Below are 13,559 nucleotides of genomic sequence, written 5' to 3' on the forward strand. Positions count from 1 at the left end.
ACTCATCTGTGGCAAGTAAGTGTTTTATGTGGCCAGCGAGGCCAGCTGTGGGAGCAAGGCTTGCCCGCGATGAAGGCGATGCGGTCTTTCTGAAACCGAGGCGCCTGTTTCGCGAGCAAGCTTTGCTCCCACATAGCGGTGCGCTGCGACTTTCCTCTGTATACAAAAACCTGCACCTTTAGCATGCACCCGCGCCCTGTTCGTGGGCGCATGCCTGCTCTTGCTCGGCTTTAACCGCCGCTGCACACCCCGGTTTGTCTCACATTTCGCCGCTATGGCACGCATTCTGCGTAGCAACGCGTATACAAACCATGCCGGCTCCCGTGCGCAGTATGGTGAGCAGGTCGAGGCGGGGGCACGGCGGTACTCAAAAGGAGCCCCGCAATGTCCGAGCAATTGCCCAACGGCTACAGCCCCCGCCTCTATAACGAGGACTTGGGCCCGCTGCCGCAGAAATGGAATTGGTACAACATCTTCGCCTTCTGGATGAGCGATGTGCACAGTGTGGGCGGCTATGTGTTTGCCGCCAGTCTGTTTGCGTTGGGGTTGGCGAGCTGGCAGGTGTTGATTGCCTTGCTCGGCGGGATCTGCATCGTGCAGTTGATCGCCAACTTGGTCGCCAGGCCGAGCCAGCAGGCGGCGGTGCCGTATCCGGTGATCTGTCGGCTGGCGTTCGGGGTGTTCGGGGCGAATATTCCGGCGGTCATTCGCGGCTTGATCGCCGTGGCCTGGTACGGCATTCAGACGTACCTGGCTTCCAGTGCTCTGATCATTGTGGTGCTACGGTTTTTTCCTTCGATGGAAGCCTACGCGACGCCGCATTTTGCCGGTTTGTCCTACCTGGGCTGGTTCGGTTTCCTCAGCTTGTGGTTTGTCCAGGCGCTGGTGTTCTGGACCGGTATGGAATCGATCCGTCGTTTCATCGACTGGGCCGGACCGGTGGTCTATGCCGTGATGTTCCTGTTGGCCGGTTGGATCGTGTGGAAGGCCGGTTGGAGCAATATCAGCTTCACCCTGGCGGAAAAGTCCCTGTCTGGTTGGCAGGCGTTTGGCCAGGTGATCGTGGCGACGGCGTTGGTGGTGTCGTACTTTTCCGGTCCGACCCTGAACTTCGGCGATTTCAGCCGTTACTGCCGGAGCATGTCTGACGTACGCCGGGGCAATTTCTGGGGGCTGCCGGTGAATTTCCTGGCGTTCTCCCTGGTCACCGTGGTGATTGTTTCCGGGACCTTGCCGGTGTTCGGCGAAATGCTTCATGACCCGATCGCCACTGTGGCGCGCATCGACAACAGTGTGGCCGTCTTGCTGGGCGCCTTTGCCTTTGTGACCGCCACCATCGGCATCAACATTGTCGCCAACTTCGTCTCCCCGGCGTTCGACTTCGCCAACGTCGCGCCCAGCAAGATCAGTTGGCGCGCTGGCGGCATGATCGCCGCGGTGGCCTCGATTTTCATCACGCCGTGGAACCTGTTCAATAACCCTGAAGTGATCCACTACACCCTTGACGTGCTGGCGGCGTTCATCGGTCCGCTGTTCGGGATCTTGCTGGTGGATTACTACCTGATCAAAAAGCAGCAGATCGACGTGGATGCGTTGTTCAATGACGGGCCGAGCGGGCGTTATTACTACAGTGGCGGCATCAACTGGACCGCGGTGAAGGCGTTGATTCCGGCCACGTTGATGGGCGTGGCGATCACCTTCACGCCGCTGCTGCAACCGATGGCCAACTTTGCCTGGTTTACCGGTTGCTTCCTTGGTGGGGTGTTGTATTTCGCTCTGGCGCGCCGCGAGCCGGCCGCGCAGCTGAACAAATCGCTCAGCCCGGCCGGCCAGGCCTGATCAACGCAGGGCAGTCTGGGCGCAAGGCCTCGCCGCGCCCTGGCTGGCGGGCCGCAGCAACAGGCCGCCGGCCAGCAGCAGACCGCTGCCGGCGATGATCAGCGCCGGTTGCAGGCCGCCGCTGAAATGGCTGCTCAGCGCCGCCAGCAGCGGCCCGCTGAGTTGGCCCACGGCAAAACAGGCGGTCAACAGGCCAGCGTTGCGCTGGGTGGCGTGGGGCGCCAGTTCCCGGGAGCGCAGCATCACCAGTTGCATGCAGGCCAGGAACGGCGTGCCACACAGAATCACGCCCAACGCCAGGCCCGGGCCGCTGCCCAGCAGGCAGGCAAATACCCCAGCGGCTTGCAGCCAGAGCGTACCGATCAGCCAGCGACCGGTGGTGTTCGGGTTGGGGCGACGCAGGCTGACCAGCAACACACCGGTGGCGGCGGCCAGGCCGAAGCAGGGCCAGAACAGGTCCGCCAGCCATTGCCCGTGGAACTGCGCCGAGGCCATTTGCGACAGGAACGTCGCCGGAATGATGTAGCCCACGCCATACAGGGCGTACACCACACCCAGTCGAGCGATGCCACGGTTCGTCGAGGAAGGAACCGGCGCGGCAACGGTCGCGGTCGCGGCGGGTTGCGGCAGGATCGGCAAAATCACCAATAGCATCGCCAGCGCCACGCCGGCGTACACCAGCCACAGGGTCGCGGAGGTCTGGCCCAGCAGGTTTGAGCCCAGAGCCAATAAGCCTGTCAGAAAAATCCCCAATCCAGGTCCGGCGAATACCAGGGCGCCGAGCCGTGGCCGTCCCGCCGCCGCTGCCAAGGGCTGGCTCAGGGCGGTGATCATCACCAGCACCCAGGCACTCGCCACGCCGGTGCCAAAGCGCAATGCCAGGTGTGGCCAGAAACCCCAGGCCCAGAACGAGGCCAAGGTCAGCAATACACACAGCCACAGGCCGCCGAGCAACCGTCGCCGCACCTGTTCCGGACGGCGGGCGAACATGGCGTCCAGCGCACCGAGGAAATAACCCAGGTAGTTGGCGGCGGCAATCAGACCGGCGGCGGTCAAGTCGAGCTGACCTTCGCCGATCAAATGAGGTAACTGGGGCGTAAGGGCGAAGCGGCCAATGCCCATGGCCATCATCAGCGCGATGAAACTGCCGAGCAGGCGAATAAGAGGTGACATGGTCGTTCTCCAGCGTCGAGGCGAATGACCGTCAGGCTAGGACCGATTGACTTTCATTAAAAATGAATAATAGTGAGTAACTTGTTCTTTTTTGGAGAAGGTTGTGGAGTTCAGCCAATTACGGATTTTCCAGGCCGTGGCCGAGGAAGGTTCCATCACCCGGGCCGCCGAGCGTCTGCACCGGGTGCCGTCGAATCTTTCGACCCGGCTCAAGCAGCTTGAAGAGCAACTGGGCGTGGACCTTTTCCTGCGCGAGCGTCAGCGTTTGCAGTTGTCACCGGCAGGAAAAGTCCTCTTGGACTATGCGGCCAAGCTGTTCGCCTTGCACGACGAAGCCCATGCGGCGGTGCAGGGCGGGCAGCCGGCCGGGGACTTCCTGCTGGGCACGATGTACAGCACGGCGGCGACGCATCTGCCGGACTTGCTGGCGACTTATCACCGGGCGTATCCGGCGGTGAACCTGCAAGTGCAGTCCGGGCCGAGTGGCGAATTGCTCGAGGGCTTGCTCACCAATCGGCTCGACGCGGCGTTGGTGGACGGCCCGCTGGAGTTGGCGGGGCTCGATGGCGTGCCGTTGTGCGACGAGCGGTTGGTGCTGATTACCGAGGCCGATCATGCGCCGGTACGCAGCGCGCTGGATGTGCAGGGCCGCGCTGTGTTCACGTTCCGGCGTGGTTGCTCCTACCGGATGCGGTTGGAGGCCTGGTTTGCCCATGACCACGCGACCATGGGCCGGGCGATGGAAATCGAGTCTTACCAAGGGATGCTGGCGTGTGTGATCGCCGGGTCCGGGGTGGCGTTGATGTCGGAGTCGATGCTCGCCAGCCTGCCGGGCCGCGAGCGGGTGGCGGTGCACCCGTTGGTCGAGCCGTTTGCCAGTGCCACGACCTGGCTGATGTGGCGCAAAGGCATGGTCGGGGCCAACCTCAACGCTTGGATTGAATTGCAACAACAGGCCTGGCCGCGAGCGTCCATGACGACGGCGCAATCGGCTTGAACTCCGGGAGGTGGATTTGGATCAATTCAGTAACAGATCATTGCAAACTGAGACGAGCATTGCGTAGAACATCGGACTATTATCAGTGCGAAGGGGCCACAGTAATTTGCCGCTCGTACCACCCTGAGGGGGCACCACGATGAAAGAGAAAATCCAGAATTGGCTTCACGACCTGGGTGTCGCGCTTGGCCTGATTGAGCCACCGATGCAACCGGTACCGATCCGCACCGATGACGAGCAACGCCGCCGCCAACCGCGCCGCCGGTAAACCCACCAGGATTTGGAGAGATCGCAGTTGCGGACCATTTCAGTCGAGATGGCCCGCAACTGCGATCTTTTTTATGCCTGAAGACAACCAATGTGGGAGATTCTATGTTGCAGGGCAACCCTGCAACATAGGCTTCGGCTGGTATTCGCTCTGATTTTTCATCAAGGCAAATGCCACCCGGCAGAGCTTGCGAGCAAGCACCACCAATGCCTGGGTTTTTGAGAAGCCTCTGACCAGGTACGACTCATAAAACGGTTTCCATCTAGGCGAGCGACATGCCGTCATTGCAGCGATATGAGCTAATCGGCGTATTTCTGGATCCCCCTTTTTGCTCAGGTATCGGGGACCATTCTTTTTTCCAGAATCATCGACCCGCAGGTCCATCCCTAAAAACGCGATAAATGCATCGCTGTCCGCAAAATCACCTCGCATAAAACTCGTCGCCAACCCAGTTGCGACCAGTTCACCAACGCCTTCGATGGCTTTGCAGCGGCCGATATTCGCCTCAATTCCCGACTCTTTGCTAACTTTTTGTAGCAACTTCTGGATGGCCTGAATCGCCTCTTTGAACGCTTTTTGCTGAGCAATCAGCGCTTTTTTTAACAAGGGTTCGTCGGCCCAGCTCAACATAAGACCGGCGTGATTCTTGACCAGCGTCGCGCGCCGATGAAGCAGGCTTTTTAATGTCGTGTAAGCCTTCGGTGGCGGGTTCCAGAGCCGCAGCTCGTGCTGTTCATTGGTCAAATACCGCGCCAGAAGACGGGCATCACAAGGATCGTTCTTAGCTCTTTGGCCGATGCCGCGACGATAGTTGCTCACCCGGTAAGCATCCACGACATAGACCTGATGACCCATCGCGTGAGCCAGCTCGACGGTATCCAGGTGATAGATATTGGTGGCTTCAACGGCAAGAGCGCTTTGGGTGGGCAACGTTTTTAGCCAGCGCTTGAGGGCTGTTCGATCATTCTTGATAGTGTCGATGGCTTGCAGATCAGAGCGATAAACAACAATTTCGGCCTTGGCTATATCGATACCAACAACCGTCTGCGAGGTAAGGATTGTCATGACGAATCCTCGGAGCTAGGGTTTAGGTGCTTGTCGGGGTCTACCTTTGCGCTGGCTTGTCTCTATCGTCGGTTTACCGATGAATTCCTTATTGGCGCTTTGGGTAGAAAGGGCGGGACGAGAAGTCTCCCACGGTCCGTACTGGCTAGAGTCGGAATCGAGCTTTTAGTCCCGCCCACCCCTTCAAGTCTAAACATACAAGCGAGCTTGCTCGCGATAGCGGTGGACCGGCATGCATTCATGTTGAATGTACCGCCGTCATCGCGAGCAAGCTCGCTCCCACAGGGATCTCATTGCCCAGGGTTGTCGGTCAAACCACCTTGGCCACCACGCTCGGCCGTGGCGACAACAAGCTCACCAGCACAAAACTCACCAGCGCCACGCTCAGGCTGTAGTAGATCGGCGTGTTGGCGTCCAGGCCGTCCTTGAGCATGAAGAACAGCGCGGTCAGGAAGCCCAGCGACATGCTGCTGATCGCGCCGGCGGTGGTGGCGCGTTTCCAGTAGATGGCACCGATCAGCGGGATCAGCATGCCGCCCACCAACAGGTTGTAGGCCAGGGTCAGAGCGCTGATGACGTCACTGACCACCAGGGCGATCACCAAGACCACCACCCCCATCAGCAGGGTCGCGATGCGGTTTTCGTGGACGTCGCCGCTGCCGCTTTCACGGCCCTGGCGCAGACGGGGCAGCAAGTCCTGGACGACGGTGGTGGACGCGGCGAGCAGGCCTGCCGCAGCGGTGGACATCAAGGCTGCCAGGGCCGCGGCGATCACCAATCCACGAATGCCGTTGGGCAGGCTGGTCTGGACGATGCTGGCGAAGGCGTTGTTGACGTTTTCCAGGTCCGGCAGCAACACCTTGGCCGCCATGCCGATCAACGCACCGGCCAGGCCGTACAGCACGCAGTACAGGCCGGCGGCGGTGCCAGCCACTTTGGCCACGCCTTCGCTGCGAGCGGTGAACACCCGCTGCCAGATGTCCTGGCCGATGAAGATGCCGAAGAAGTAGATCAGGAAGTAGGTGAGGATGGTGTCCCAGCCAATCGCGGTGAAGTCGAAGTAGCTGGCTGGCAATGCCGCCACCATCGCGTCCCAGCCGCCGGCATCGACGATGGACATCGGCATCAGCAGGAACACCAGGCCAACGGTCATGATCAGAAATTGCACGATGTCGGTGAGGGTCAGCGACCACATGCCGCCGATAGTGGAATACAGCACCACCACGCCACCGCCCACCAGGATCGACACCCAGAACGGCAAGCCGAACAGCACCTGCATCACGGTGCCGATGGCGATGGTCGAGGTGGCGCCGATCATCAGCGCATAAACCAGCATGATCAACGCACTGGCCTGGCGCGCGGCCGGGTTGTAGCGGCGCTCCAGCACCTGGGTCACGGTGTAGATCTTGAGCTTGAGCAACGGCTTGGCGAGGAACAGGCTCAGGCCGACGATGCCCAGGCCGATGGCGCCGCACAGCCAGAATCCGGAAATGCCGTAGACGTAGCCCAGGCGCACGGTGCCAATGGTGGACGCACCGCCCAGCACGGTGGCGGCCATGGTGCCCAGATAAAAGCCCGGGCCGAGATTGCGCCCGGCGACCAGGTAGTCGTCACGGGTTTTGGCGCGGCGCATGCCGTACCAGCCGAGGGCGATCATGCCAGTGGCGTAGAGAAGAACGACGATTAAGTCCAAAGCCATGGTGGCGTGTCTCCGATTGTCTTTTTTGTAGTGAAGTCGGGGCGAAACAGTGCACTGATCGTTCCCACGCTCTGCGTGGAAATGCCGCCCGGGATGCTCCGCGTCCCTGCATGACGCAGAGCGTCACTGGATGCATTCCTACGCAGTGCGTGGGAACGAGCAACACAGGGATTTCGTTTGCTCGGATCAGGCGGTTTGCCTGAGGGCGGGTTTATCGATAGGCACCGAAGCGTCCTTGCTCCGCGGATCCCCTGGCCCATACACCGCCGCCGGCTCTGGAAACAGGCTCAGCAGTACCAGGTACACCACCGAGGCCAGGCCCAGGGTCACCGGCAGGCTGATGTCGATCCCGCCAGCCAGTTCCCCCAGCGGCCCGACGAACTGCCCCGGCAGGTTGACGAAGCACAACCCAACCAGCGCGCTGGGGATCCATGCCCCCAGGCCGCGCCAGTTCCAGCCGTGGCTGAACCAGTAGCGCCCGCCGGTTTCGCCGCGAGTGAACACTTGCAGGTCATCCGGGCAGTAGAAGCCGCGGCGTACCAGCAGGCCGATGATCATGATCACCATCCACGGCGTGGTGCAGGTGATGATCAGCACGGCGAAGGTCGAGACGCTCTGCACCAGGTTCGCCGCGAAGCGGCCGATGAAGATGAACGCAATCGACAGCACGCCGATCAGCAGCGTCGCCTTGACCCGCGACAGCACCCGTGGAAACACGCTGGACATGTCCAGGCCGGTGCCATACAGCGATGTGGTGCCGGTGGACATGCCGCCGATCACCGCGATCAGGCACACCGGCAGGAAGAACCAGCTCGGCGAAACCGCCAGCAAGCCGCCCACGTAGTTGTTGGCCGCGATGTAGTCCGGTGCCTTGATCGCCACGATGGTGGCGGTGGCGAGGCCGAACAGGAACGGGATCAACGTCGCCAGCTGCGCAGCGATCACGGCCAGCATGATGCGGCGCTTGGGCGTGTTGCGAGGGATGTAGCGCGACCAGTCACCCAGGAACGCACCGAAGGAAATCGGGTTGCTCATGGCTACCAGCGCCGCGCCGATGAACGCCGCCCAGAAGCCCGGCTGGCCGAGGCTGACGGTGCCGGCGAACTGGCTGTCGAAGGTCGGTGCGAAAGCCAGGACGCCCAGCAAAAACAGCAGGCTGGCGGCCCATACGGCGATGCGATTGACCCACAGCATGAAGCGGAAGCCGTAGATGCACACCGTCAAGACCAGCAGGGCGAACAGGCCGTAGGCCAGGCCCAGGCTCAGGTCGGTCTCTGGCACGCCGATCAGCCGCTTGGCGCCGCCGATCAACGCGTCCCCCGAACTCCACACCGACAGCGAGAAGAACGCGATGGCGGTCAGCAACGAGAGGAACGAGCCGACGATTCGCCCGTGCACGCCGAAGTGCGCACCGGAAGACACCGCGTTGTTGGTACCGTTGAGCGGGCCGAACAGGCCCATGGGCGCAAGGATGATCGAACCCACCAGGACGCCCAGCACAATGGCCCAGACCCCGGCCTGGAATGACAGGCCGAACAGCACTGGGAAACTGCCGAGCACGGCGGTGGCGAAGGTGTTGGCGCCGCCGAAGATCAGGCGAAACAGGTCGCTTGGGCCGGCGGTTCGTTCGTGGTCCGGGATCTGTTCGACCCCGAAGGTTTCAATTTGCGTAAGGCTGTTGTCGTTATTGTTATGCATGATCTGCTCCGATCATAAAGGCGCGCCCGTCGTGTGCGGGCGTCACCTGTTGCTAAGGGATTGGCAGCCCTTCCGGCATTGCGGACAAATGTTCGTGGCAGGCCAGCCATAGGCCTTGTTGTTCTTGGCGAAACACAATGGTTTCGCGCTCCTGGCTAAAGTGAAGCTCCCCTTGCATGCGCAACTCGGTGGCCACGTCATGGATGAAAATCGCCACGTCCCCTTGCAGGCTGACAAAGGCGTTGCTCGAGGTGCAATTGAGCACCTCGAAGCCATCCTCGGACCGCCAGCGATCCCACAACGCCTGGTAGGCATCGCGCGATAGCAGGGGCTGTTCGAGGGTGTAGAACACGAAACTCGCATCGGTGGTGAACGCGCCGAAGTAGGCGTCGCGGTCATTGCGGGCGAAGGCCGACACCAAATTTGCGGCGGCCTGGAGCACCTGGTCCTGTTCGTTCATGGGCGCACCTCAGCGATGAACCACGCCAGGCAGTACGCAGAGCATCTCGTACAGCAGGTTGGCGCCCAGCAGCGAGGTGTTGCCGGTGGTGTCGTACGGCGGCGAGACTTCTACCAGATCGCAACCGACCAGGTCGAGGCCCTGGCAGCCACGGACGATTTCGATCGCCTGGATGGTGGTCAGGCCGCCGATTTCCGGGGTGCCGGTGCCAGGGGCCCAGGCCGGGTCGATGCCGTCGATATCAAAGCTCAGGTACACCGGGCCGCCGCCGACTTTTTCACGCACTTCGGCCATCAGCGGGGCGAGGGATTTGTGCCAGCACTCTTCGGCCTGGACCACGCGGAAACCCTGGTTGCGGCTCCAGTTGAAATCATCGGCGGTGTAACCCTGGGCCCGCAGGCCGATCTGCACCACGCGGTCGCAATCGAGCAGGCCTTCTTCCACGGCGCGGCGGAAGGTGGTGCCGTGGGCGATCTTCTCGCCGAACATGTGGTCGTTCACATCGGCGTGGGCGTCGATGTGCACCAGGCCGACCTTGCCGTGTTTCTTGTGGATGGCCCGCAGGATTGGCAGGGTGATGGTGTGGTCGCCACCCAGGGTCAGGGGGATGACGTTGTGTTCGAGGATCTTGTGGTACGACTCCTCGATGATCCGCACCGCGTCCAGCAGGTTGAAGGTGTTGATCGGCACGTCGCCGATGTCGGCCACCGACAGCGAGTCGAACGGCGCGGCGCCAGTGGCCATGTTGTAGGGGCGGATCATCACCGATTCGGCGCGGATCTCCCGCGGCCCGAAACGGGTGCCGGCGCGCAGGGAGGTGCCGATGTCCAGCGGCACGCCAACGAACGCAGCGTCCAGGCCGGCAGCGGTTTGCAAATGGGGGAGTCGCATCATGGTGGCGATGCCGCCGAAGCGCGGCATTTCGTTGCCGCCCAGTGGTTGGTGAAGAATCTTGTCCACGGGTAGGGCCTCATCGTTGTTTTATTTATCAGGGGCCGATTCTGCGAAAAGCCTGGGATGGGAAGAATCGCTGGGGGCAAATACTTAGTTCAGATTTTTCTAAACTAATGCGGGGTGGGGCGATAGACTCGCGATTGATCTGTTGAAGCAACACTGTGGGAGCAAGGCTTGCCCGCGATGAAGTTCATGCGGTTTCCTCTAGAACCGAGGCGCCTGTATCGCGAGCAAGCTTTGCTCCCGCAGATAAATCCCCTCGCCACAAAGTTTGCAGTGACCCGTCTGTATGGAGACACCCCCAATGGCCAACGCTCTACCCGACCTGAAACTGCTGCGCATTTTCGTCAGCGTGGTCCGGCACCAGGGTTTCGCCAACGCTCAACACGAGCTCAACCTGTCCACGTCGGCCATCAGCACCTACATGAGCCAGCTTGAGTCGGCCCTGGGCCTGGTGTTGTGTCATCGCGGCCGGGGCGGGTTCAGCCTGACCAGCAAGGGCGAGTTGTTCCATCAGGAAACCTTGCGCCTGTTGGGCGAGCTCGAAGGGTTCGAGCAGTACGCCGCCGCGCTCAAGGGGGAGCTGCGCGGCACCTTGAACCTGGGGGTGATCGACTCCACCGTCAGCGATAAGGCCTTGCCATTCGCCGAAGCCATCGGTGCCTACAGCCAGGAGCATCCGGCGGTGCATTTGCACCTGTCGGTCATGAGCCCTTACGAGTTGCAACTCGGTGTACAGGACAACCGCCTGGACCTGGCCATCGGTGCGTTTTCCACGCGCATGAGCGGGCTGGTCTACATGCCGCTGTACCGTGAGCAGCACTGGTTGTATTGCAGCAACCGTCACCCGTTGTTCAACGAGCGGCGCATCCCCGAGCAGGTCATCACCCAGCAGCGCATGGTCGGGCGCGGTTACTGGAGCCAGGCCGAACTGGCTCGCCATGGCTTCAAGCACAGCGCGGCGACGGTGGAGAGCATGGAGGCGCAGTTGATCCTGGTGTTGTCCGGGGCCTACGTCGGTTACCTGCCTGAACACTACGCCCAGGCTTGGGTCGACAAGGGCGACTTGCGCGTGCTGCTGCCGGCGACCTTCGGCTATCAGGCACCGTTTTCGATGATCGTGCGCCGTGGCCGCAGCCGCGAGCCGCTGATCCAGACCTTCCGCGATTTGCTCAAAGCTCAACTGAATCAGGCCTGATCATGTCCAGAACTCAATGCCCGCGCTGTCAACGACCGCAAAGCCACTGTCTGTGCCCGTTGATCCCCAGCCTCGACAGCCGCACCCGCGTCTTGCTGTTGCAGCATCCCAGCGAAGTGAACCATGCCTTGAACACCGCCCGCTTGGCGGCGTTGGGGCTTAACAACGCTGAACTGATCGTGGGCGAGGTGTTCGAGGATTTGCCCAGGTTGCTCAATCAGCCGGGTTATCAGGCGCAGTTGTTGTTTCCGGCTGACGATGCGCGACCGCTGCAAGCCTATGCGCCCTGCGATGAGCCGTTGCTGCTGGTCGTGCCCGACGGCACCTGGCGCAAGGCGCGCAAGCTGCTGCACCTCAACCCGCTGCTGGCGGCGTTGCCGAGGGTGACGTTGGCCGAGGGCGGGGTGTCTCGTTATCGTTTGCGCAAGGCACCGGGGCCGGGAGCGTTGTCGACGGTGGAAGCGATTGTCCAGGCGTTGCAGGTGCTTGAGGCGCCGGCGAGCTTCGAGGGGTTGCTGAGGCCGTTCGAGGCGTTGATCGAGGGGCAGATAGCGGCGATGGGGGAGGAGGTTTTTCGGCGTAACCATGCTGGGAAATAATGGTTGTCCTCGCTGACGCCATCGCGAGCAAGCTCGCTCCCACAGTTGATCTTCAGTGCACACAAGATTTGTGGTCGCCACAGATCCAATGTGGGAGCGAGCTTGCTCGCGATGGCGGCCTCATGACCAGAGAAGAGCCCAGCTGGAACCTACCGCTCGCGCATTGCCTCGGTCCGCGCCTTCAACACCGGTTTTAGCAAGTAATCCAGGACACTTTTCTCCCCGGTAATGATGTCCACCGTCGCCACCATCCCCGGAATGATCAGCAACGGTTTGGTATCCCCGCCCAAGTGGTTTTTGTCGGTGCGCACCTGGATCAGGTAGAAGCTGTTGCCCTTGTCGTCGGTAATGGTGTCGGCGCCGATCAGTTCGAGTTTGGCGCTCAGCCCGCCATAGATCGTGTAGTCGTAGGCGCTGAATTTGACCATGGCTTTCTGGCCCGGGTGCAGGAACGCCACGTCCTGAGGGCGGACCTTGGCTTCGATCAGCAGGTTGTCTTCCAGGGGCACGATTTCCACCATGTCGTTACCTGGCTGCACCACACCGCCGATGGTGTTGACCTTCAGTTGCTTGATCACCCCATGCACCGGCGAGACTACGGTGGTGCGGGTCACGCGGTCGTCGATGGCGATGCTCGAGGCGGTGATTTTCGACAGTTCGGTGCGCTTCTCGTTGAGGTCCTTGGCTGCCTCGGAGCGAAAGGTCTGCTCCGATTCGTCGATCTTGCTTTTGATCTCGTTGATCGCCGATTCCGCCCGGGGAATGGCCAGGGTGGTGGCGTTGAGCGAACCGCGGATTTCCACCGCGCTGCGTTTGAGCCGCAGGATCTCCACCGGTGATACCGCCCCGGTGCGCACCAGCGGGGCAGACATGTTCATTTCTTCTTGCAGCAAGGCCAGGGCGGAGCTGAACTGGCCTTGCTTGGAGCGAAACTCTGCCAGTTCCTGAGTCTTCTGCCGCAGCTGTTCGGTCAGGGTGCGTTGTTCGCTGGCCAGGCGCCGTTGCCGTTGTTCGTACAGTGAACGCTCGTCCTCGGCCACTTGCGGGGCCTTGGCGATCACCTCGGTTGAAAGCTTGAACGGCCGGCCCTCGGCCTCGGCCGACAGGCGCTCGACCTGGGCGGTCAAGGCATAGCGGTCGGCCTCGCTCTCGCCCTTGTTCGACAGGAAACGCGTGTCGTCCAGGCGCAGCAGGGTGTCGCCCTTGTTCACCATCTGGCCTTCACGGACGAAAATCTCAGTGACGATGCCGCCCTCCAGGTTCTGGATCACCTGGATCTTGCTCGACGGAATCGCCTTGCCTTCGCCGGTGGTGACTTCCTGCAACACCGCGAACTTCGCCCACACCAGCCCAGTGATGATCAACCCGGCGGCCAGCCACACGGTAACGCGCGAGCGGCGGGGCGAATCCTGCAGCGTGGCGCCAGCGGTTTCCGGCATGAACTCGCTTTCGGCGCTTTTGCTGAAACTGCCGAAGTAGCTTCGGGCGGCTGAATCCGGTGTTTGAGCAGACATGGGGCGGTACCCGTCAGTGAGAGAAAATAAAGCCAAACACATACCTGTGGCTTGAGAGGGTTATCTGTGGGAGCAAGGCTTTTGTGGGAGCAAGG

Annotated in this window: 12 protein-coding genes; 5 read left to right on the forward strand and 7 right to left on the reverse strand. The window is 61.5% G+C overall.

The annotated features are described in order from the left end of the window. Nucleotides 1-384: 384 nt before the first annotated feature. Entirely contained in the window at nucleotides 385-1,839 is a 1,455-nt protein-coding gene (locus KI235_RS07810; RefSeq protein WP_013692513.1) for an NCS1 family nucleobase:cation symporter-1, read from the forward strand. On the opposite strand, the gene KI235_RS07815 is transcribed toward KI235_RS07810, so the two are convergent. Then, nucleotides 1,840-3,012 carry an MFS transporter gene (locus tag KI235_RS07815; RefSeq protein ID WP_212795629.1) on the reverse strand — a complete coding sequence of 391 codons (1,173 nt, stop codon included), beginning with the start codon at nucleotides 3,010-3,012 and terminating at the stop codon, nucleotides 1,840-1,842. A gap of 103 nt (nucleotides 3,013-3,115) precedes the next feature. Between KI235_RS07815 and KI235_RS07820 the strand changes: the two genes are divergently transcribed. Together KI235_RS07820 and KI235_RS30610 are read left to right on the forward strand one after the other, a co-directional pair. After that, nucleotides 3,116-4,009, forward strand: coding sequence for a LysR family transcriptional regulator (locus tag KI235_RS07820; RefSeq protein ID WP_003198970.1), 894 nt, complete (start codon nucleotides 3,116-3,118; stop codon nucleotides 4,007-4,009). Between the two features lie 139 nt (nucleotides 4,010-4,148). After that, the gene (locus tag KI235_RS30610; RefSeq protein ID WP_003198971.1) at nucleotides 4,149-4,277 is read left to right on the forward strand and encodes a PA1414 family protein; all 129 of its coding nucleotides are present in this window, start codon (nucleotides 4,149-4,151) and stop codon (nucleotides 4,275-4,277) included. A gap of 102 nt (nucleotides 4,278-4,379) precedes the next feature. On the opposite strand, the gene KI235_RS07825 is transcribed toward KI235_RS30610, so the two are convergent. The 5 genes from KI235_RS07825 to speB all read right to left on the reverse strand — a co-directional run bounded on the left by KI235_RS07825 (nucleotide 4,380) and on the right by speB (nucleotide 10,159). Further along, nucleotides 4,380-5,342 carry an IS110 family transposase gene (locus tag KI235_RS07825; RefSeq protein ID WP_013692479.1) on the reverse strand — a complete coding sequence of 321 codons (963 nt, stop codon included), beginning with the start codon at nucleotides 5,340-5,342 and terminating at the stop codon, nucleotides 4,380-4,382. A 310-nt stretch (nucleotides 5,343-5,652) separates the two neighbouring features. Next, entirely contained in the window at nucleotides 5,653-7,041 is a 1,389-nt protein-coding gene (locus tag KI235_RS07830; protein ID WP_003198973.1) for a sodium:solute symporter, read from the reverse strand. 186 nt (nucleotides 7,042-7,227) lie between these two features. Then, complete coding sequence (locus tag KI235_RS07835) at nucleotides 7,228-8,742, reverse strand: cytosine permease (RefSeq protein WP_223522968.1); 1,515 nt, start codon at nucleotides 8,740-8,742, stop codon at nucleotides 7,228-7,230. A 49-nt stretch (nucleotides 8,743-8,791) separates the two neighbouring features. Next, the gene (locus KI235_RS07840; RefSeq protein ID WP_013692515.1) at nucleotides 8,792-9,199 is read right to left on the reverse strand and encodes a nuclear transport factor 2 family protein; all 408 of its coding nucleotides are present in this window, start codon (nucleotides 9,197-9,199) and stop codon (nucleotides 8,792-8,794) included. Between the two features lie 9 nt (nucleotides 9,200-9,208). Further along, complete coding sequence (gene speB / locus KI235_RS07845; protein ID WP_003198979.1) at nucleotides 9,209-10,159, reverse strand: agmatinase; 951 nt, start codon at nucleotides 10,157-10,159, stop codon at nucleotides 9,209-9,211. 298 nt (nucleotides 10,160-10,457) lie between these two features. Between speB and KI235_RS07850 the strand changes: the two genes are divergently transcribed. Both KI235_RS07850 and KI235_RS07855 read left to right on the forward strand, forming a co-directional pair. Further along, nucleotides 10,458-11,351 (forward strand): LysR family transcriptional regulator, encoded by an 894-nt coding sequence (locus KI235_RS07850; RefSeq protein ID WP_003184133.1) that lies wholly within the window; start codon nucleotides 10,458-10,460, stop codon nucleotides 11,349-11,351. Between the two features lie 2 nt (nucleotides 11,352-11,353). Next, nucleotides 11,354-11,950 carry a DTW domain-containing protein gene (locus KI235_RS07855; protein ID WP_003198983.1) on the forward strand — a complete coding sequence of 199 codons (597 nt, stop codon included), beginning with the start codon at nucleotides 11,354-11,356 and terminating at the stop codon, nucleotides 11,948-11,950. Between the two features lie 149 nt (nucleotides 11,951-12,099). On the opposite strand, the gene KI235_RS07860 is transcribed toward KI235_RS07855, so the two are convergent. Further along, the gene (locus tag KI235_RS07860) at nucleotides 12,100-13,464 is read right to left on the reverse strand and encodes an HlyD family type I secretion periplasmic adaptor subunit (RefSeq protein ID WP_003198985.1); all 1,365 of its coding nucleotides are present in this window, start codon (nucleotides 13,462-13,464) and stop codon (nucleotides 12,100-12,102) included. Nucleotides 13,465-13,559 lie beyond the last annotated feature (95 nt).

The sequence above is a fragment of the Pseudomonas sp. St386 genome (genome assembly GCF_018325865.1).
GTDB lineage: Bacteria > Pseudomonadota > Gammaproteobacteria > Pseudomonadales > Pseudomonadaceae > Aquipseudomonas > Aquipseudomonas brassicacearum.

Coding starts and splice junctions, on each gene's coding strand:
- KI235_RS07810 (WP_013692513.1), top strand. CDS start 385: ATGTCCGAGCAATTGCCCAACGGCTACAGCCCCCGCCTCTATAACGAG.
- KI235_RS07815 (WP_212795629.1), bottom strand. CDS start 3,012: ATGTCACCTCTTATTCGCCTGCTCGGCAGTTTCATCGCGCTGATGATG.
- KI235_RS30610 (WP_003198971.1), top strand. CDS start 4,149: ATGAAAGAGAAAATCCAGAATTGGCTTCACGACCTGGGTGTCGCGCTT.
- KI235_RS07825 (WP_013692479.1), bottom strand. CDS start 5,342: ATGACAATCCTTACCTCGCAGACGGTTGTTGGTATCGATATAGCCAAG.
- KI235_RS07830 (WP_003198973.1), bottom strand. CDS start 7,041: ATGGCTTTGGACTTAATCGTCGTTCTTCTCTACGCCACTGGCATGATC.
- KI235_RS07840 (WP_013692515.1), bottom strand. CDS start 9,199: ATGAACGAACAGGACCAGGTGCTCCAGGCCGCCGCAAATTTGGTGTCG.
- KI235_RS07850 (WP_003184133.1), top strand. CDS start 10,458: ATGGCCAACGCTCTACCCGACCTGAAACTGCTGCGCATTTTCGTCAGC.
- KI235_RS07855 (WP_003198983.1), top strand. CDS start 11,354: ATGTCCAGAACTCAATGCCCGCGCTGTCAACGACCGCAAAGCCACTGT.
- KI235_RS07860 (WP_003198985.1), bottom strand. CDS start 13,464: ATGTCTGCTCAAACACCGGATTCAGCCGCCCGAAGCTACTTCGGCAGT.